This is a genomic window from Olsenella uli (genome assembly GCF_016899935.1).
Taxonomy (GTDB): Bacteria; Actinomycetota; Coriobacteriia; order Coriobacteriales; family Atopobiaceae; genus Thermophilibacter; species Thermophilibacter uli_B.
Genome location: NZ_JACJJK010000001.1, coordinates 337,888 through 356,695 on the forward strand (window position 1 = coordinate 337,888; position 18,808 = coordinate 356,695).

Genomic DNA, 18,808 nt, shown 5'->3' on the forward strand with positions numbered 1-18,808 from the left:
CTCGGTCCGATTGCTCGCCCCATTCTAGCGTGCGGCCCCAACGCGGCTGTTGCGCAACTTCTCGACCGCGCGTCCACGCGAGCGCGTCATCGATTAACGCACAGAATCAAGCACAAGCTTTTATATCCGCAGGTGGAAACAACGCACATGTACGATTTTGTGCGTAATTGAGAGAGGGGCACGAAGGCGGGCGGGCGAGAAGGACCCCGGCTCGCTACTCCCCTTCCACGGGTTTCTCGGCAAGTTCCTCGGCGGCGCGCAGGGTCTGCCAGACGGCGCGCGCCACCTCGGCCGGGACGCCCGGCGTGGCCGCGATCTCCTCCTCGCTCGCGGCGCGCAGCCGCTTCATGGACCCGAACCGCCTCATGAGGGCGCGCCGCCGCTTGGGGCCCACGCCCGGGACGTCGTCGAGCGCCGAGCGCGTCATCGCCTTGTCGCGCAGCTCCCGGTGGAAGGTGATCGCGAAGCGGTGGGACTCGTCGCGTACCTGCTTGATCAGGTAGAGCGAGGGCGAGCCGCTCGGCAGCACGACCGGCGTATCGTCCCAGGGCACGAAGATCTCCTCGTCGGACTTGGCCAGTCCGCAGACCGGGATGTCCAGGCCGAGCTCCGCGAGCTGCTCCATCGCGGCCGTGAGCTGCGGCTTGCCGCCGTCCACCACAAGCAGGTCCGGACGGGACCCAAAGCGCTCGTCGGCCATGCGCTTCGGGGCGTAGCGCCGCCCCAGCACCTCCTGCATGGAGACGAAGTCGTTGGCCTCGGTGAGCGGCGTCTGGATCTTGAAGCGGCGGTACTGGGACTTGTCCGGCCGGCCGTTGGTGAAGACCACCATCGAGGCCACGGTGAAGTGGCCGTGGAGCGTCGAGATGTCGAAGCACTCGATCCGCATCGGCGGAGCGTCGAGCGCGAGCGCGCTCTCCAGCTGCAGCAGCGCCCGGTTGGTGCGCTCGTCGGCGTAGCCGGTCTTGACCATGTAGCGCATGAGCGCGTGGCGGGCGTTGGCGGCGGCCATGTCGAGCAGGTGGCGCTTCTCGCCGCGCTGCGGGCGGTGCAGGCGCACGCCGTGACCGCGCTTCTCGGCGAGCCAGCCCTCGATGACCTCGGCGTCGGCGAGCTCGCAGTCCAGGTCCACCTCGGCCGGGACGTCGGCCGTCTCGTCGTAGTAGCGCTTCACGAAGCCGCCGACGAGCTCCTCCTCGCCCACGTCGAGGCCCTTGTCCAGGATGAACTCGACCGAGCGCACGGTGCGGCCCTCGCGCACCACGAAGACGCAGGCGCAGCTGATGGTCTCCTCGCGGTAGAAGCCGATGAGGTCCGCGCTCACGTTTGACGAGAAGACCACCTGCTGGCGGTCGTCGAGCGCGTCCAGGCCGTCGAGGCGCGCCTTGAGCCGGCCCGCGCGCTCGAAGTCGAGGTTGGCGGCCGCCTCGTGCATCTGGTCGGTCAGCTCGCCGACGATCTGGCGGCGGTTGCCGGCAAGGAAGCTCTCCACCTGGCGCACGTGGCGCGCGTACTCCACGGTGTCGATCATGCCGGCGCACACGCCCGGGCCGCGCCCCACGTGGTAGTCGAAGCAGGGGCGGCAGCGCTGCGCGAGCACCATGTTGGCGACGGCGGCCTGCGAGGGGTCGCGGTCCAGGACGCGCTTGGCGCGCTTCCACTCCGCGCAGGTGGCCATGCAGATGGGCACGACCTTACGCAGCGTGTCGATGGTCTCGCGCGCGGCGCGGGCGTCGGTGTAGGGGCCGAAGTAGCGCGTGCCCTTGCGGTGCTTCTCGCGCGTGTACTTGATCGCGGGGAAGACGTCGGACTCGGTGATGGCGATGAAGGGGTAGCTCTTGTCGTCCTTGTAGTCGACGTTGAAGTAGGGGTGGTACTGCGCGATGAGGTTGCGCTCCAGCACGAGCGCCTCGTGCTCGGAGCCCACGACCACGTAGTCGAAGTCGCGGACCACCTGCATCATGAGCGGGATCTTCTCGCGGTCGTCCTGAAGCGTCACGTACTGGCGCATGCGCGCGCGCAGGTTCTTGGCCTTGCCGACGTAGACGACCTCGCCCTTCGCGTCCTTCCACAGGTAGCAGCCGGGGTCGGTCGGGACCTGCGCCACCCGGGCGGCGAGAAGGGCGAGGTGGTCGTCGGCCCCGGGGGCGCCCCCCGCCTGCTGCCTAGACATCGAGCGGCTCGGCGTCCCACACGTAGCGCTTGAACTTGGTGATCTGGTGGTAGTAGGTCACCGCCGCCCAGAACGCGTGCGAGAGCGTGTCGGGCTTGTAGAAGAGCGGGCACTTGGCGAGGCCGCGACGGTACATCTCCAGGGTCCGCTCGCGCAGCTCGGGGTCGGCCACCGTGCGCCTGACCACGTAGGGCGGGACGCACGTGTAGAGGAAGGGCCTGGTCGCGTCCTGCGGCTCGATTCGGCGACCGAGCACGAAGTCCTCCACCATGAGGCGCACGAAGTTGGACCCGGCGAGGTCCACGTAGAACGTGTTGCGCCCGGGGCGCGTGTTGACCTCGAAGAACTTGTACTCGCCGTCACGCGGGTCATACTTGACGTCAAAGTTGGCGAAGCCTCGGTAGCCCACGTGCGTAAGGAAGCGGCAGGCCTCCTCGATGGTCTTCTCGACGCGCTCGGAGAGGATGCAGACGGGGTTTCCGATGGCAAGGGGCGCGTGGTCCTGCAGCACGACGCGCCCCATGCAGGTCATGGCCGGCGTGCCCGTGGCGTCGACGTAAATCGTGATCGAGCGCAGGCCGTCGTCGCCCCCGGGGATGAAGTCCTGGACGATGAGCTCGCGGTCGTAGCAGGATGCCTGGAGGTTGCGGTAGATCTCCTCGAGCTCCTCGGGGGTCCGCACCTCGAAGATCTTCTTCTTGCCGGGGAACTCCGCGTAGTGGTAGCGCGCCGAGTTGGACGGCTTGGCGATCACGGGGAAGCGCAGGGAGCTGGCATCGATGCGGGCCGTCCGGTCCGCGCAATCAAAGAGCAGCGTCTTGGGATAGGGAATCCCCAGCTCCTCGCAGATCGCGTAGAAGCGCTCCTTCTGGGTGATGTCGTCGAGGAGCGAGAAGTCGATGTAGGGCACGAAGAACCGCTCGGAGAGCTCGACCTTGTGGGCCGAGAGCGTGCGCGCGTACCAGTCGCCGCTGCCGACCAGCATGCCCACCTTCCCCCGGCCATCGAGCTCGTCCGCGATGCCCGCCAGCGTGGCGAGAAGGACCTCGTCGGAGTCCACGCCGTCGACGATGCGATAGTCACAGAACCGGCTCGAGGACGTGGCCTTGACGTCGGCCGTGGCCAGCACGATGGAGCGCAGGCCGTAGGTCTCGTGGAAGCAGCGCACGTAGCTGTAGCCCAGGATGTCCGCGCCCAGGACGACGGGGACCAGACGCTCCCGAACCTCGGCCTCACCGGAGAGGAACTTCACGCTCATACTCACCCTTCATCTTGTCAACAGGGGCGGCGCGCCGCAAAACGGCACGCCGCCCGACAGCACCTGCCTGTCAGAACCCTAGACGGGGCTCCCGCCTCCGCAGAAGCCGCTGTCAAGGAACACGGAGGTGATCACGACGCCCGAGCCGTAGCCGTTGGCGTGGCACACCATCCCGCCGCCGATGTAGACCGCAACGTGGTAGATGACGCCGCCGCTCTGATAGAACACGAGGTCGCCGGCAGAGAGCGACGAGGCGCTGGACTTGAGGTTGCCGGCGTTGACGACCATGCGGTACTGCGCGCCGGACTGGTGCGGGATGGAGATGCCCGCCTGCGCGTAGGCGTAGCTCGAGAGGCCCGAGCAGTCCATGGCGACGCCGGGGCTGCACGCGCCCAGCACGTAGGAGACACCCAGCTGCGACTTGGCCGCGCTCACGATCGTGGAGCGCTGCGAGGAGGAGAGGCTGCCGGAGCCCCCCTGCGAGGAGCCGCCGCCCGAGGTCGTCCCGCCGCCCGACGGGGCACCGCCGGAGGGGGTGCCGCCGCCGGAGCCGCCCTGAGCGGGCTGCTGCGGGTCCTCGGCGACGATGCTCTCGGCCTCCTGCCGCTGGCGCTCGGCCTCGGCGGCGCGCTCGGCCGCGAGGGCCTCCTGGAGCTCGCTCGAGAGGCCGTCGACGTAGGACTGCGCCTCGCTCTGGGCCGAGGCGAGGCTCGCGGCGTCGGCCTCCTGCTGCTCGAGCAGGTCCTGGAGCTCGCTCTCCTGCTCGGAGAGCTCGGACTGCTGGCCCTCGAGCTCGCCCTGGAGCTGCTGCACGCTCTGGATCTGCTCGTTCTCCGCGTCGACGACCTTGCCGGCGTAGTAGATGTTGGAGGTCAGCTCCTCGAAGGAGCCCGAGGAGAGCACCAGGTCGGTGAGGGAGAGGACGCCGCCGCTCTTGTAGAAGTCGGAGACGTGGTCGGAGAGCGCCGCACGGGCGTCCTCGAGCTCCTCGGTGGTCTCGGCGATCTGGTCCTCGAGCTGGGAGATCTGATCCTGGGTGTCGGTGAGCTGCGTCTCGGTCTCGTCGGCCTTGGCCTGGGCGAGCTCGAGCTCGAAGGTGAGGTCGTCGAGCTTCTGCTGGGCCGTCGCCAGCTCCCCGGAGATCTCGTCGGACGTGGCCGCGCCCGCGACGGCGGGTGCGGAGAAGATGCCGGAAAGGCCGAGGACGACGGCGATGGACCCGGTAAAGACCCCACGCGCGATACGATGCGAGGGCGCGCACGCGGAAAAAGCTCGTATGTGGTTCATGTAGTACCTTCCCGTGGCGGATGTAGGACTTCTAGCCATCATAGCAAGTCTGCCCCGCGACGAGGAACATTCCACAATCCATAAAGACGCGCGGGCGCGACCCTTAGTGCCTGCGGGCGTCGAGCTCGCCGGCGAGCTCCTCGAGCGTCACGCCGTAGCGCTCGAGCGTGACGAGCAGGTGGTAGACGAGGTCGGCGGTCTCGTAGCGGATGTGGTCGTGGTCGCGGTCCTTGCACGCCATCACGACCTCCGTCGCCTCCTCGGTGAGCTTCTTGAGGAGGCTGTCCTCCTTGCCCTGGAGCAGCCGCGCCGTGTACGACTCCTCCGGCGAGGCGTCAACCCGGGAGTGAATCACCGCTGCGAGGCCGGCGACGGTCTCCCCCAGGTCCCCGTTGACCACGTTCTCCGTGCGCTCACCCATGTCTACTCCCCGTCCTTCTCGTCCGTGTTTCCCACAAGCTCCCGGAAGAAGCAGCTCCTGTGCCCCGTGTGGCACGCCGGCCCCGGCGAGTCCACCTCCACGAGCAGCGTGTCGGCGTCGCAGTCCACGAGCACGCGCCGCACCTGCTGCATATTGCCGCTGGTGGCGCCCTTGTTCCAGAGCTCGGAGCGACTGCGGCTCCAGAACCAGGTGGTCCCCGTCTCGAGCGTGAGGGCGAGCGACTCCGCGCTCATCCACGCCACCATGAGGACCTCGCCGGTCCCCGCCTGCTGCACCACGGCGGGCACCAGCCCGCGCTCGTCGAAGCGCACGTTCGCGACGTCCGCCGCCAGCGGCTCGACCTTCTCGCCCGCATACTGATCTCCCATCTTGTCCCCTCTCTTTTCGTCTGACTTCAGAGACCGCAAACCCGCTGGGCGAGAAGGACCTCAGAAGTCCAGGCGCACCGGGATGCCCTGGCTGGCCATGTACTCCTTGACCTGGCGAACCGTGAACGTGCCAAAGTGGAAGACGCTCGCGGCCAGGACCGCGTCCGCCTCCCCCTCCAGGATGCCCTCGGCGAAGTGCTCGAGCGTGCCCACGCCGCCCGACGCGATGACCGGGATCGGCACGGCGCGCGCGACCGCGCGGGTGAGCGCGAGATCAAAGCCGTCCTTGGTGCCGTCGCGGTCCATGCTCGTGAGCAGGATCTCGCCCGCGCCGCGCCGGGCTGCCTCCTCGGCCCAGGCAACCGCGTCGATGCCCGTGGCCTTTCGGCCGCCCGCCAGGTAGACCTCCCAGCGGTCCTCGCGCCCCACGCGTTTGGCGTCGATCGCGCAGATCACGGCCTGGGAGCCAAAGGCGGTGGCAGCGGCGGTGATGAGGCTCGGGTCGCGCACGGCGGCCGAGTTGAGCGAGACCTTGTCGGCGCCCGCCGCGATCATCGTGCGGCAGCCCGCCACGTCACGGAAGCCGCCGCCCACCGTGTAGGGGATGCGCAGCTCCGCCGAGGCACGGCTGGCGAGCTCGATCGTGGTGGCGCGATCGTCGGAGGTGGCGGTGATGTCCAGGAAGACGACCTCGTCGGCGCCTTCGCGGTCGTATCTGCGGGCCAGCTCCACGGGGTCGCCCGCGTCGCGCAGGCCCACAAAGTTGACGCCCTTCACCACACGGCCGTCCTTGACGTCCAGACACGGGATGACGCGCTTGGTCAGCATGGCTTCCTTTCGGGTCCGTCCGGGGCCTCGCCGCACCTCTCGCACGGCTCGGCGCTCACTGCGTTCGCTCGCTGCGCGACTCGCCCTGCCGAGAAGAACGGCGAGGCCCCAGCCGCACGGAGGGTCCATGTTGGCAAGCTTACCGAAGGTTGGGGGTGAGGGGGCGTCTCGCTCCCGGGTCGTAACATGGACGATCAGCGGCGGCGGGCCCAGGCCCTGAGGGCCCAGCCGACGGGCCCCGGCTGGAAGCGGCGGCCCACGTCGGCGAGGAGCGCGGGGATGTCGATGTGCTGGGGGCACTTGCGCGTGCAGGCACCGCAGCCGACGCAGTTGCTCACGAGCCTGGGCTCCGCCGTGCGGACCGCGCTCGCGGCGTAGTACTGCCACGCGCCGGTGAACCAGCTGTGCGCGTAGCTCGCGTTGTAGGCCGAGAAGGACCCTGGGATGTTCACGCCGTGCGGGCAGGGCATGCAGTAGTTGCAGCCGGTGCAGGGGACGCGGTTGGCGCGCTCGAACTCGGCGACCACGCGCGCGATGACCTCGTGCTGCTCGGGCGTGAGCGAGCCGGGGAGGGCCCGCTCGGCGACGGCGGCGTTCTCTTCGACCTGCTCGGGCGCCGCCATGCCGGAGAGGAGCATCGTCACCTCGGGGTGGTCCCACACCCAGCTGAGGCCCCAGGCCGCAGGCGTCGCCAGCTCGGGCGTGGCGGCCGCGTCGAGGATGCGCCGGGCACGGTCGGGCAGGCGGTCGGCGAGGCGGCCGCCCAGGAGCGGCTCCATGACAAAGACCGCGAGGCCGCGCGCTGCTGCGGCGCGCAGGCCGGCGGTGCCCGCCTGGTACCTCTCACCCGCGTAGTTGTACTGGATCTGGCAGAAGTCCCAGTCATAGGCGTCCAGGACCACGGGGAAGTCCCCGGCGCTGCCGTGGTAGGAGAAGCCGATCTGCCGGATGCGGCCCGCGTCGCGCTGGCGGGCGACCCAGCCCTCGACGCCCAGCCCGCGCAGGCGCTCCCACTGGCCGGGGCTCGTGACGTTGTGGATGAGGTAGTAGTCCACGTGGTCCGTGCGCAGGCGGCGCAGCTGCTCGTCGAAGATGCGGTCGAGGTCGGCGGCGGTGCGGACCGAGCCGTGCGGGAGCTTGGTCGCCACGAGCACCCGGTCGCGCACGCCCAGCTCCTCGAGGGCGGCGCCCACGCAGGCCTCGTTGCCCGGGTAGAGGTAGGCAGTGTCCAGGTAGTTGATGCCCCGCTCGACCGCACGGGCGATGATCTGGCGCGCCTGGCGCGCGTCGGGACGGCCGAGCGCGCCCGGAAAGCGCATGCACCCGAGCCCGAGCGCCGAGATGCGCTCGCCGTTTCTGGGGTTCACGCGGTACTGCATGGCTACCTCCCTCGCGTCTCTCCCGAGCACCGTTTCTGGCAACGTCACTCCTCATGCAGATGATTTGCGGCAAGGAGCTCTCGGTTGATGGGAGCTGACGGGTCACACGGTGTGACGATCTTGGAAAACATGCGAATCAGCTGTGAGTAGTCCCTGTCCTCCGCCGCCGAGCGGCTCGCCTCGTCATTCTCCTCGCCGGAGACCAGCCGCCAGTCAAGGTCGTATCCCGCATCGTGACAGAGCAACGTCCAGAACACACGTTGTGTCCTGCCGTTGCCCTCGCGAAACGGATGAACGAAGTTGTAGTTGTCATAGTGATACGCAAGCCGCTCAAGGAACGCCGAGCGTTCCAGCCCCTTGAGCATCTTGTCTCCAAGGAGCTCGGAGCGGGACCACTCCATTCCCATGGCGATGTTGGTCGACGGCAAGAAGAACTCCGCCCCGTCCACGTTCTTGCGAATCTCGACCGTGCGGACGCACCCCGCCCACGCATATATGTCCTGGAACAATGCGTGGTGAATGCGGCAGAAATCATCCAGCGTGCCAGCAGGATGCAAATCCCCGCGCTCAATCAGCTCGCCCATTCGCAGCGATGCAAACTCCCCCTCCGCTCGGGCGAGGTCGTCGTAGGTCCTTGCCCCAACGAGGTTGCTCAGAACGCCGGTCTCGGGATCGAGGTAGGGGTCGACGAACTTATCCGGCATGCGCGGACTCCCTACGGTCAATTCTCCAGCGACGTTTTGTCCTCTTCATCAGGTCCTCGATGGAGATGTCACCCTTTACGTACTCATCCGCGTCCTCACGGAACTCATCGGAAACGTATGCGCCCTCCATCTCTCCCGAATGAATGGCCTCTTCCATAAGTCTTCTGCGGTCCACAGCTGTCAACCCCTCATACCCTCTATATGAGCACGTCCCCAGGGAGGGCCGTTTTTCGTTTTGAGCGACTCGAGTCCAGGCCAACCTGAGGCAAACTACGAGCAAGCGCCGGCTCTACGTCGATTGTATAGGATGAGACGCCCTCGAACGCAAAGCGCGAGGGGTGCGCTACCGGCATGCCGCGAGGGCGTCCGCGAGCGAGAAGGACCCCTCGTAGAGGGCGCGGCCGGTGATGGCGCCCTCGATGACGTCCGGCCCGAGGGCCGCGAGCGCGCGGAGGTCGTCCAGGCTCGCGACGCCGCCCGAGGCTACCACGGGGAAGCCCGCGACCTCGGCCACGTGGCGATAGGCCGCAGCGTCGACGCCGCAGCGCATGCCGTCGCGCGCGACGTCGGTGAAGACCAGGTGGCGGTAGCCCAGCTCGGCGAGGCGCGCCACGAGCTCGTCGGCCGAGAGCGCCGCGCCCTCGCGCCAGCCGTTCACGCGCACCTGACCGTCGCGCGCCGCGACGTCGGCCACGACGAGCTCGCCGAACTCGCGGGCCGCCGACTCGGCGAAGGCCGGGTCGCGCACGAGAGCCGTGCCGATGGCGATGCGCCGCACGCCGAGCGCGGCCAGGCGCTCCACGGCCGCCATCGAGCGCACCCCGCCGCCGGCGTCCACCGAGATGCCGTCCACGGCGCAGATCGCGCGGATCGCGGCGTCGTTGGCCGCGCGGGCCGCCTCGTCCTCCTCGAGCGTGGCGGAGAGGTCCACCACGTGCACCCAGCTCGCCCCGGCGTCACGGAACTTCTCGGCCACCGCCGCCGGGTCGTCCGAGTAGACGTCCATGCGGGAGCGCTCGCCGTTCGCGAGCCGCACCACGCGCCCGCCCACCAGGTCGATCGCCGGGAACAGGATCATGTTGCGCTCCTCCTTGTCGCGTCGCCGGACGGACCGTCGCAAACAACGTACATATTTTGCTTCAACTACACATATCCGCAGGGAAAAATAACGCACATTGCAAATTATGTACGTTAATTAGGGCGGGCGCTCCCCTCAGAGCCCGCCAGCCGGACGAAGTTGCGCAGGATCTGGAGGCCCACCGCCGAGCTCTTCTCGGGGTGGAACTGCACGCCGTAGGTGTTGGCGCCGTCCCAGACCGCAGAGGCAAAGCTGCGCGCGTAGTGCGTGCGCGCGGTCACGACCTCGGCCGGCACGTCGTCGGCGAGCGCGTAGGAGTGCGTGAAGTAGACGTGCGCGCCCTCGGCCACGCCCTCGAAGAGCGGGCACGTGCGACCGAGCGGCGTGAGGTCGAGCTCGTCCCAGCCCACGTGGGGCACCTTGAGGCGCGAGGACTCCAGGCGCGTGGCGCCGCCGGACAGCACGCCGAGGCCTGCGGCCGGCGCGCCGTCGCCCGACTCGGTGCCGTAGTCAAAGAGGAGCTGCAGCCCCAGACAGATGCCCAGAAACGGCGCGCCCCGGCGCAGGGCGGCGAGAATCGCCTCGTCCTCGCCGCTCTCGCGCAGGTACGCCATCGCGTCGCCGAAGCTCCCCACGCCGGGCAGCACGAGCGCCGCCGCGCCGGCGATCGTGGCGGGGTCGTCGCTCACGAGGACTGTCCCGCCGGCGTCCGCGAGCCCCCGCTCGACGGAGCGCAGGTTGCCCTTGTGGTAGTCAACGACGACGATCGGCGCCGCCGTGCCGCTGGCCGCCATCAGAGCGCCCCCTTCGTGGAGGGGACGCCGTCGACGCGCGGGTCGCTCTCGACGGCCGCGCGCAGGGCCCGCGCCGCCGCCTTGAACGTGGCCTCGATGATGTGATGCGCGTTCTCGCCGCAAACGAGCCGCAGGTGGAGCGTGATGCCCGCCTCGCGCGCGAGGCCGACGAAGAACTCCTGCGCGAGCTCGGTGTCGAAGGTGCCCACCTTGGCGGGACCGATCGGCACGTCCCAGTAGAGCCCGCCGCGCCCGGAGAGGTCCACGGCGGCCAGGACCAGCGCCTCGTCGAGCGGCACCAGGACCGAGCCGAAGCGGCGCACCCCGCGCTTGTCGCCGAGCGCCTCGCGCAGGGCCTGGCCAAGCACGATGCCCGTGTCCTCCACGGTGTGGTGGTCGTCGACCTCGGTGTCGCCCTTGACGCGCACCGTGAGGTCGATCAGCGAGTGGCGCGCGAACGCGCAGAGCATGTGGTCGAAGAAGCCCACGCCGGTCTCGACGTCGTAGGCGCCTGTGCCGTCGAGGTCCACGGAGAGCCCGATGTCCGTCTCGGACGTGGCGCGCACGGCCTTTGCGGTCCTTGTCATGATTCCTCCCTTGTGAGCACCGCGAGCGCGTCGAGAAGGGCGTCGTTCTCCTCGCGCGTGCCCACGGTGAGCCTCAGGCAGTCCTGCGTGCCCGGCGCGGAGCTGAAGTCGCGCACCAGGATCGAGTGCTCGTCGCGCAGCCGCTCCCAGGTGCGGTGGGCGTTCGGCACGCGCGCGAGCACGAAGTTGGCGGCGGAGGGCCACACGCGCACCCCGGGCAGCCCCGCGAGCCCGGCGGCCAGCCGCTCCCGCTCGGCCACGATGTCGGCCACCACGGGGACGAGGAGGTCGCGCCGCTCCACGAAGGCGAGCGCGACCGCCTGCGCGAGCACGTCTACCGAGTATATCTGCCGGACAGCCCCGAGGGCGTCCACGACGGCCGGATCCGCCACGAGGTAGCCCACGCGCAGGCCGGCGAGGGCGAAGGCCTTGGAGAGCGTGCGCAGCGCGACGAGGCGCGGATTGTCCGCCACGAGCGGCACGAGGCTCTTGTCCTCGCCGGCAAACTCCACATACGCCTCGTCCACGAGCACGAGTGCCTCGGTCTCGGCGAGCAGCCGCCCCACGAGCGCGCGGTCCGCAAGGCCGCCCGTGGGGTTGTTCGGCGACGTGAGGATCACGAGGGCCGCGCCACGCGCGGCGGCGAGAAGGGCCTCGGCGTCCACGGAGAAGTCCTCCGCGTCGCGGGGTACGGCCACGACCGGCGTCTCGCACATCGCGGCGAAGTTGGCGTACTCGGCAAAGTCCGGCGGGCACGTGACGACCGCGCGCCCGGGGCCGCCGAAGGCGAAGAGCAGGTTGAAGAGCAGCTCGTCGCCGCCGTTGCCCACGATCACGTGGGCGCGGTCCGTGCCGTGGCGCGCGGCCAGGGCGTCGCGCAGGGCGTTGGCCATCGGGTCGGGATAGCGGTTGAGCGGCGTGGCGGTCGCGGCGTCGCGCACGGCCTCGACGAGCTCGGCCGGCAGCGGGTGCGTGTTCTCGTTCGCGGAGAGATTCACGCGCACGGGGGAGAAGCGCGGGTCGTAGGGCTCAAAGCCGTGCAGCGCGGGCCGCAGGCGCGCCGTCACGTCGAGGCACTTCTTTGCCATGGCTAGTTCCTCCGCTCGAAGCCGGGCAGCGGGACGCCCACCGGCGCCGACAGCGCCTCCGGCCAGGCCACGCGATGGACGTCCACGACGTCGAGGTCGCCTCCCTCGGCCAGGCGGCGACGGATGCCCACGGAGAGCGCGTGGGCCCAGAGACCCTCGGCCTGGGCGATGGTCTGCGTGGCGGGGGCGTCCGCGAGCAGGCCCTCGGGCGTGTAGCAGATCACGCTCGAGCGCTTCTGGAAGTCGTAGACGCCGAGCGGGTTGGCCCAGCGCGCGGTGCCGCCGGTGGGCAGCGTGTGGTTGGGGCCGGCCACGTAGTCGCCCAGGGGCTCGGAGCTCCAGGGGCCCACGAAGATCGCGCCGGCGTTGCGGACGCGGCCGAGCAGGGCGAGCGCGTCCGCGCAGTGAAGCTCCAGGTGCTCGGGGGCGATCACGTTGATCGCGTCCACGGCGGCGTCGAGCGTGTCGCAGACCACGACCACGCCGCGCTCGGCGAGGCTCGCGCGGGTGATCTTCTCGCGCGGGCTCTGGGAGACGAGCGTCTCGATGGCGGCCCCCACGCGCTCGGCGAGGCCGGCGTCGCAGGTCACGAGGTAGCAGCTCGCCATCGGGTCGTGCTCGGCCTGGGCCATGAGGTCGGCGGCCACCACCTCGGGTGCGGCCTCGACGTCCGCGAGCACGCAGACCTCGGAGGGGCCGGCCACCATGTCGATGCCGACGTCGCCGGAGACGTAGCGCTTGGCGGCCGCCACGTAGGCGTTGCCCGGCCCCACGATCTTCTCGACCGCCGGGACGGACTCGGTGCCGTAGGCCACGGCGGCAATCGCCTGGGCGCCGCCCACGGCGTAGACCTCGTCAACGCCCGCGAGCGCCGCAGCGGCGAGCGTGTAGGCGGAGAGCGTGCCGTCCGCCTGGGGCGGCGTCACCATGACCACGCGCGGGACACCTGCGACCTTGGCCGGGATCGTGTCCATGAGGACCGTGGAGGGGTACTGGGCGCGGCCGCCGGGCACGTAGACGGCAGCGGAGGCCACGGGCGTCACCTTGACGCCGAGCATCGTGCCGTCCGCGCGGGTGGTGAACCAGGACTGCTCGCGCTCGCGCTCGTGGAAGTCGCGGATCTGGTCGCGCGCCCGGGTGAGCGCGGCCAGGAACTCCGCCGGCACGACGTCGAGCGCGCCGCGCACCAGCTCGTCCGGCACGCGGAAGTCCCGCGGGCACGCCCCGTCGAAGCGCAGGCAGTAGTCGCGCACCGCCGCGTCGCCGCGCGCGCGGACGTCGTCCACGATCTTCTCGGCGGCGTCCATGACCTCGGCGGGGAGGACCCCGGAGCGGTTGAGGTCGGCCTGGGTGAGGCGCGCGCCCCCTTCGAGCGTTACCGTCCTCATGACGCACTCCCCTTCCTAACCTCGGCGAGACGGGCGGCGAGGTCGCGAATCCTGCGGTCGCAGCGGTACGCCGCCGGTCCGGCGAAGAAGCGCGCCGAGCAGGCCATGACCTCGTCGACGATCACGAGGTCGTTCTCGGCGAGCGTGGTGCCGGTGGCGGTGATGTCCACGATGCGGTCGGTCATGCCCACGATCGGGCCCAGCTCGATGTTACCGTGCAGCGTGACGATGTCCACCTGCTGGCCGATCGAGTCGTAGTAGCGCTGCGTGATGCGCGGGTACTTGGTGGCCACGCGCACGGTGCCGCGCCAGGCGTAGTTGCGCTCGGCCTCCCCGGCGCTGCCGGCCGGCTCCGCCACGACGAAGCGGCACGCGCCGTAGCCCATGTCCACGAGCTGGAGCAGGTCGAGGTCGGCCTCTACGAGCGAGTCCGTGCCGCAGAAGCCGCAGTCGGCGCCACCGTGGCCCACGAAGGCCGGAGCGTCCTGGGCGCGCACGATCACGTACTCCACGTCGCCCTCGCGCACGACGAGGCGCCGGCCCGGGTTCTCCAGCTCTGCGGTGGGCAGGCCCGCCGCCGCGAGCGCGCGCACCGTGTCCTTGAAGAGCGAGCCCTTGGGCACCGCGACGCGCAGCGGCCGCTCGGCCAGGCGCACGCCCGGCGTCACCACGCCCGACTCGCCCGGCTCGCCGAGGACCTCCTGGAGGCGCTCGAGCGAGAGCGCGAAGCCGCAGGCCACGAGGCCCGGTCGGCCCAGGTTGGCGAGGACCGCGTCGTAGCGGCCGCCCGAGGCGAGGCTCGCGGCGATGCCCTCGGCGTAGCCCTTGAAGATGATCCCGGTGTAGTAGTCGAACGAGTTGATGATCGAGAAGTCAAAGGAGAGCCGGCCCGCCTCGAAGAGGTCGGAGAGCTCCTCGGCGAGCGCCGCGAGCTCGGCGGTGCCGCGCGCGGCGGCGGGCACGCCGGCGTCGGCGAGAAGGGCGTCGAGCCGGGCGATCACCTCGATGCCGCCGCCCATGCGGCAGACCTCGGAGAGGGCGCGGCCGGCCGTCGGGTCGAGGTCCTTCTCGGCGGCTATTACCTCGTCGAGCGTGACGAGGTCGGACTCGTGGACGAGGTCGCGAACGCGCTCGGAGAACGCGGGGCTCGGCGAGCAGGCGTCGAGCAGGGCCGTCACGGGCACGGGCGAGCCGAAGACGATGCGCCACGCGGGAACCTCGAGCATGGAGAGGGTCTCCGCGAGCAGGCGCACGACCTCGGCCTCCGAGGCGGTGCCGTCCTGCGCCACGAGCTCGACGCCGAGCTGCGTGAACTGGCGCGGCTGGCCGCGCAGGCTCGGCTCCTCGCGGACCACCGGGGCGCTGTAGCGCAGGCGGGCCGGGAGGTCCCCGGCAGCCACGCGGCCGGCCACGAGGCGAGCGACGGGCAGCGTGAGGTCGGGGCGCAACATGAGCAGCGTCTGGTCGGTGTCAAAGAGCTGGAAGGCGGAGTCCTTGATGCGGCCCCCGCGCTCGAGGGCGGAGCGCTCCTCGAGAAGCGGCGTCTCCACGGGGAGGTAGCCGTGCTCGGAGAAGCACCCCCGCACGACGTCGGAGATGCGCTCGCGGGCGAGCGCCTCCTGGGGAAGGATGTCGCGGAATCCGCGCGGCGTTTTTGCGATCACAGGTGCTCCCTTCGGGCCGGGACCCGTCTCGGTTTTGCCCCGACTACTTTAGCACACTAAAGTGACGATGCAAGGCGGCGGACGGACGAGCCCGCGCCACCCCGCGCGCCGGGAGACGAGCCGAAATCCTCCACGGGCGAAAGCCGCGCCGCCGGCGGGCGAGAAGAGGCCTCATGCCTACAACTTCTCGAACCAACGAGCGTGCACGCCACGCCCAAGCTGCGCCGTTAGTCACCCGTCGGCCACCCGTAAGACGGGGTCGCGCCCTCCCCTGCTACGCTCGGCACCCCCATAGGGCGAGAGAAGGGAGACAGGATGGCACTGCACTGGAAAGAGGCCCGCGTGATCGTGACGTGCGGAGGCCTGGGGGAGGTGGACGACGCGCCTGAGGACACCATCGTCATCGCGCTCAGGCCCGAGGAGGTGGACGAGCCCGAGACGATCGAGGCGGTCCGCAACCTCGTGCTCGACCGCACGATCGAGCGCCGGCAGCAGATTCTGAGCGACGTCTACGCGCTCGGAGTCTCCATGCCGGACCCCACGGTCGAGGAGGGCGAGGACGACCCCGACGAGGTGACGGACGCCGAGCGGACCCTCCTTGAGAACCTCCGGGAGCGCGAGGGGGAGGACGAGGGCGACTCGGGCGCCGAGGACGACTGGACGGGAGGTCGGCCCTCGGTCGCGGAGAGCGGCCTTCTGCTCGGGGCCGACGCGGGACGGGGCGTGAGAATCTTCATCAGCCACGTCGAGGAGCTCGTGGTGCACAACTGAGCGGGTCCCGGCGGGCGGCAGCGACTCGCCGCCCGCCGGGCTTGCCCTTGCACCTCCTTCTATTTTTGTATAACGTTCTGTTTAACGAAAGGTGCGCCATGAGGAAGGAACTCATCCTGATCCATGAACGCATCCATCGACGTCATCCGGAACTCACGGACCTCGACGTGCGGACGGCCTGGCTCGACGCCTTCGCCATCGGCGAGCGCGTCGGCGCCGACCTGCCACGACCGACGCTCGTCGGTCTGGGATACGACGGACGCGGTCGAGCTCTGGAAATGATCGGAACCGTCTTGGAGGACGGGGTCACGCTGGTCTACCATGCCCGAACCCCGCCGACGAAGAAGGTGCTGCGCGAACTGGAGGAGGCGCATCGTGGAGTACATCACGCAGGGAGGCGACGCCCTCACCGACCGGGACATCGAAGAGCTGGCTGAGCGCTTCGAGCGCGGCGAGCTCCCTGGAAGATGGGGCCGCGTGCTGGTGGGGCGCCCGCGCATAAGCTCGGAGCAGCTCAAGCTCATCGGGGTCAGGGTGCCCGAGTCGGAAGTGCGCGCCTTTGACGCGAAGGCGGCCAGGAACGGTCAGACGCGCTCACAGCGACTGCGCCAGCTCATCGAGCGCGACCTCGACGAGGACGGCGCCTAGCCTCATGCGACCCGGAGAGGAGACGTAGCGGTCCTGTGCCCTCCGGAGCCGGCTCGGGGCGCCGTGTGTGGAGTCTGGCCGTACTTCTCGGCCGCGACCTCGCCCGCAGGGGCGTTGGTGGCACTATGAAAACGTTGTGCCGCCGACGCGAAGGGGGACGAGAGGTGGGCCACGGGTCCGTGTATCAGCCGAAGCACATGAGGTCCTCGACGCCCGTCGAGGCCACGGCCGCCGACGCCGGGACGCCCCGTCCCGAGGGCCCGTCGGAGCCGGCCACGCAGGAGCAGGTCGGCCGCAGCGCGGCGCTGATGAGCGTCCTGGTGATCGTGAGCCGCCTCACCGGGTTCCTGCGCACCTGGGGCCAGGCCTACGCCATCGGCGTCACGGTGATGGCCAGCTGCTACTCCGTGGCCAACAACCTCCCCAACCAGCTCTACGAGCTCGTCGCCGCCGGCATGCTGACCACGGCGTTCCTTCCGGTCTACATGACGGTCAAGAAGCGCGCCGGCGCCGAGGGGGCGAGCGCCTACACCTCCAACCTCGTCTCCATCGTGCTCGTGGTCATGGGCGCCGTCGCCGTCCTGGGGTTCGTCTTTGCCGCGCAGATGGTCTACACGCAGTCGTTCACCGCGACCGACGAGTTCGACTTCGACCTCGCGGTCTACTTCTTCCGGTTCTTCGTGATCGAGGTCGTGCTCTACGCCCTGTCGTCGATCTTCTCGGGTGTGCTCAACGCCGAGCGCGACTACTTCTGGGGCCAGGCGGCTCCCATCTTCAACAACTTCGTGACCACCGCCTCCTTCCTGGCCTACGCCGCGCTCGCCGACTCCAACCCCCAGCTCGCGCTCCTCATGCTCGCGCTCGGCAACCCGCTCGGGGTGGCCGTCCAGGTCGTCCTGCAGATCCCCCCGATGCTTCGCCACGGCATCCGCCTGCGCTTCCGCATCGACCTGCACGACCCTCTGCTGAAGGAGACCCTCAGGATCGGCGTCCCCTCCGTCGCCGTGGTGGTCGCCTCGTTCGTCACCACCTCGGTCCAGTCGACCTCGGCGCTCTCCGTCGAGGCCACGGGCGCCTCGATCACCTACTACTCGCGCCTGTGGTATACGCTGCCCTACTCCATCCTCACGGTCCCCATCACCACGGCCATGTTCACGGAGCTTTCCGACTACTGGGCACGTGACGACCGCACGTCATTCGCGCGCGGCATCGTCTCGGGTTCGGGGCAGATCCTGTTCTTCTCGGTCCCCTTCATGCTCTACCTGATCGTCTTCTCGGTGCCCCTCATATCGATCCTCGCGGCGGGCAGCTTCTCCGAGGAGGCCCTCGCCATGACGGCCTCCTATCTCGCCGTGTACGCGATCTCGCTCCCCTTCTACGCGGTCTATATGTACCTGCAGAAGGTCGCCTCGGCGATGCGGCGCATGATGCTGTGCGCCTTTGCCAACGCGGCGGCCGCCGTCGTCCAAGTGGTAACGCTGCTGGTGTTCACCCCCGTCGTCGGGCTGAACTTCGTCGCCTTCTCCTCGACCCTCTTCTTCGTCACACTCTGCGTCGTCATGTTCGCGAGCCTTCACCGGGCGCTCGGGCACATCGGGCTCGGCGGCCTCCTTGCCTCCGCCCTGCGCGCGCTCGCGCTCGGCCTGGCGGGCGCACTGGTGGGGGCGCTCATTCTGCGCGTCCTCGACTCCGTCGTCGGGGACTGCATGGGCTCGCTCCTCCGCTCGGCCGCCTACTGCGTGCTCGCGGGGGTTCCCGCCCTCCTCGTCACCTACGGCGGCGGCATGCTCCTGCACGTGCCGGAGGCGGAGATGATCCGGCGCCTGGCGCGGCGCGTCCTGCGGCGCTAGCCCCGTACGATGTCGGCGAGGGCGGCGTCGCAGAAGCGCGCGAGGTCGTCCGGGGCGAGCGTGAGGCTGAGGCCGCGTCGCCCGCCCGAGACGTGGATCTCGTCGAAGAGCTGGGCCGTCTCGTCGATGAGCGTGGGAAACCGCTTCTTCATGCCGACCGGCGAGCAGCCGCCGCGCACGTAGCCCGTGACCGGCTCGAGGTCGCGCACATGCATCAGGCTGAGGCTCTTCTCGCCCGCCGCCGCAGCCGCCTTCTTGAGGTCGAGCTCGTCGGCCACCGGCAGGCAGCAGACCACGTGGCCGCCCGCCGGCGTCACGCACACGAGCGTCTTGAAGCTCGCCGCCGGGTCCTCGCCGAGCATCTGGGCTATGTGCAGCCCGAGCTCGCTCGAGGTGTCCGTCTCGTCGACCTCGTAGGTCACGTGCGAGAAGGGCACGCCGGCCGTCTCCAGCTCGCGCATCGCGTTGGTCTTCTGGAACTTCTCCCGGCGCGCCACGGGC

20 protein-coding genes are annotated in these 18,808 nt (G+C 69.8%); 3 read left to right on the plus strand and 17 right to left on the minus strand.

Annotation, left to right across the window (positions count from 1 at the left end):
* Positions 1-214: 214 nt before the first annotated feature.
* From uvrC to hisG, 15 genes are all read right to left on the minus strand, one after another.
* A complete protein-coding gene (gene uvrC, locus H6A07_RS01530; protein ID WP_204812623.1) occupies positions 215-2,173 on the minus strand; it encodes an excinuclease ABC subunit UvrC in 1,959 nt (652 codons plus the stop codon).
* Positions 2,166-3,431: a carboxylate--amine ligase gene (locus tag H6A07_RS01535; RefSeq protein ID WP_204812624.1), complete on the minus strand. Its 1,266-nt coding sequence runs from the start codon at positions 3,429-3,431 to the stop codon at positions 2,166-2,168. The genes uvrC and H6A07_RS01535 overlap by 8 nt, the downstream gene beginning before the upstream one ends.
* Positions 3,432-3,509: 78 nt before the next feature.
* Positions 3,510-4,718 (minus strand): coiled-coil domain-containing protein, encoded by a 1,209-nt coding sequence (locus H6A07_RS01540; protein WP_204812626.1) that lies wholly within the window; start codon positions 4,716-4,718, stop codon positions 3,510-3,512.
* Positions 4,719-4,821: 103 nt separating this feature from the next.
* On the minus strand, positions 4,822-5,139 hold the full coding sequence (hisE, locus tag H6A07_RS01545; protein WP_204812628.1) for a phosphoribosyl-ATP diphosphatase: 318 nt from the start codon (positions 5,137-5,139) through the stop codon (positions 4,822-4,824).
* A 2-nt stretch (positions 5,140-5,141) separates the two neighbouring features.
* A complete protein-coding gene (hisI, locus tag H6A07_RS01550) occupies positions 5,142-5,528 on the minus strand; it encodes a phosphoribosyl-AMP cyclohydrolase (RefSeq protein ID WP_204812630.1) in 387 nt (128 codons plus the stop codon).
* Positions 5,529-5,588: 60 nt separating this feature from the next.
* The gene (hisF, locus tag H6A07_RS01555) at positions 5,589-6,356 is read right to left on the minus strand and encodes an imidazole glycerol phosphate synthase subunit HisF (protein WP_204812632.1); all 768 of its coding nucleotides are present in this window, start codon (positions 6,354-6,356) and stop codon (positions 5,589-5,591) included.
* 194 nt (positions 6,357-6,550) lie between these two features.
* Positions 6,551-7,735, minus strand: coding sequence for an aldo/keto reductase (locus tag H6A07_RS01560; protein ID WP_204812635.1), 1,185 nt, complete (start codon positions 7,733-7,735; stop codon positions 6,551-6,553).
* Between the two features lie 44 nt (positions 7,736-7,779).
* Positions 7,780-8,439: a Fic/DOC family protein gene (locus H6A07_RS01565; RefSeq protein ID WP_204812637.1), complete on the minus strand. Its 660-nt coding sequence runs from the start codon at positions 8,437-8,439 to the stop codon at positions 7,780-7,782.
* On the minus strand, positions 8,429-8,596 hold the full coding sequence (locus H6A07_RS01570; protein ID WP_204812639.1) for an antitoxin VbhA family protein: 168 nt from the start codon (positions 8,594-8,596) through the stop codon (positions 8,429-8,431). Before H6A07_RS01570 ends, H6A07_RS01565 begins: the two co-directional genes overlap by 11 nt.
* A gap of 186 nt (positions 8,597-8,782) precedes the next feature.
* Positions 8,783-9,517 (minus strand): HisA/HisF-related TIM barrel protein, encoded by a 735-nt coding sequence (locus tag H6A07_RS01575; protein WP_204812641.1) that lies wholly within the window; start codon positions 9,515-9,517, stop codon positions 8,783-8,785.
* Positions 9,518-9,630: 113 nt separating this feature from the next.
* Positions 9,631-10,311, minus strand: a complete 681-nt coding sequence (gene hisH, locus H6A07_RS01580; protein ID WP_204812643.1) for an imidazole glycerol phosphate synthase subunit HisH — start codon at positions 10,309-10,311, stop codon at positions 9,631-9,633.
* Complete coding sequence (gene hisB / locus H6A07_RS01585) at positions 10,311-10,898, minus strand: imidazoleglycerol-phosphate dehydratase HisB (protein ID WP_204812645.1); 588 nt, start codon at positions 10,896-10,898, stop codon at positions 10,311-10,313. Before hisB ends, hisH begins: the two co-directional genes overlap by 1 nt.
* Positions 10,895-11,986: a histidinol-phosphate transaminase gene (gene hisC / locus H6A07_RS01590; protein ID WP_204812647.1), complete on the minus strand. Its 1,092-nt coding sequence runs from the start codon at positions 11,984-11,986 to the stop codon at positions 10,895-10,897. The genes hisB and hisC overlap by 4 nt, the downstream gene beginning before the upstream one ends.
* 2 nt (positions 11,987-11,988) lie before the next feature.
* The gene (hisD, locus tag H6A07_RS01595; RefSeq protein WP_204812649.1) at positions 11,989-13,374 is read right to left on the minus strand and encodes a histidinol dehydrogenase; all 1,386 of its coding nucleotides are present in this window, start codon (positions 13,372-13,374) and stop codon (positions 11,989-11,991) included.
* A complete protein-coding gene (hisG, locus tag H6A07_RS01600; protein ID WP_342636528.1) occupies positions 13,371-15,038 on the minus strand; it encodes an ATP phosphoribosyltransferase in 1,668 nt (555 codons plus the stop codon). The genes hisD and hisG overlap by 4 nt, the downstream gene beginning before the upstream one ends.
* A 315-nt stretch (positions 15,039-15,353) precedes the next feature.
* On the opposite strand from hisG, the gene H6A07_RS01605 reads away from it, so the two are divergent.
* Complete coding sequence (locus H6A07_RS01605) at positions 15,354-15,809, plus strand: hypothetical protein (protein WP_204812651.1); 456 nt, start codon at positions 15,354-15,356, stop codon at positions 15,807-15,809.
* A gap of 59 nt (positions 15,810-15,868) precedes the next feature.
* Here the strand turns inward: H6A07_RS01605 and H6A07_RS01610 are convergent, their stop codons facing one another.
* Positions 15,869-16,132: a hypothetical protein gene (locus tag H6A07_RS01610; protein ID WP_204812652.1), complete on the minus strand. Its 264-nt coding sequence runs from the start codon at positions 16,130-16,132 to the stop codon at positions 15,869-15,871.
* A gap of 52 nt (positions 16,133-16,184) precedes the next feature.
* Here H6A07_RS01610 and H6A07_RS01615 point away from each other — a divergent pair, with 52 nt between their 5' ends.
* Both H6A07_RS01615 and murJ read left to right on the plus strand, forming a co-directional pair.
* The gene (locus H6A07_RS01615) at positions 16,185-16,457 is read left to right on the plus strand and encodes a ribbon-helix-helix protein, CopG family (RefSeq protein WP_204812656.1); all 273 of its coding nucleotides are present in this window, start codon (positions 16,185-16,187) and stop codon (positions 16,455-16,457) included.
* A gap of 179 nt (positions 16,458-16,636) precedes the next feature.
* Positions 16,637-18,307 (plus strand): murein biosynthesis integral membrane protein MurJ, encoded by a 1,671-nt coding sequence (gene murJ, locus H6A07_RS01620; RefSeq protein WP_342636529.1) that lies wholly within the window; start codon positions 16,637-16,639, stop codon positions 18,305-18,307.
* On the opposite strand, the gene ybaK is transcribed toward murJ, so the two are convergent.
* Complete coding sequence (gene ybaK / locus H6A07_RS01625; protein ID WP_204812657.1) at positions 18,304-18,804, minus strand: Cys-tRNA(Pro) deacylase; 501 nt, start codon at positions 18,802-18,804, stop codon at positions 18,304-18,306. The two genes, murJ and ybaK, sit on opposite strands and share 4 nt — an antisense overlap.
* Between the last annotated feature and the right edge of the window lie 4 nt (positions 18,805-18,808).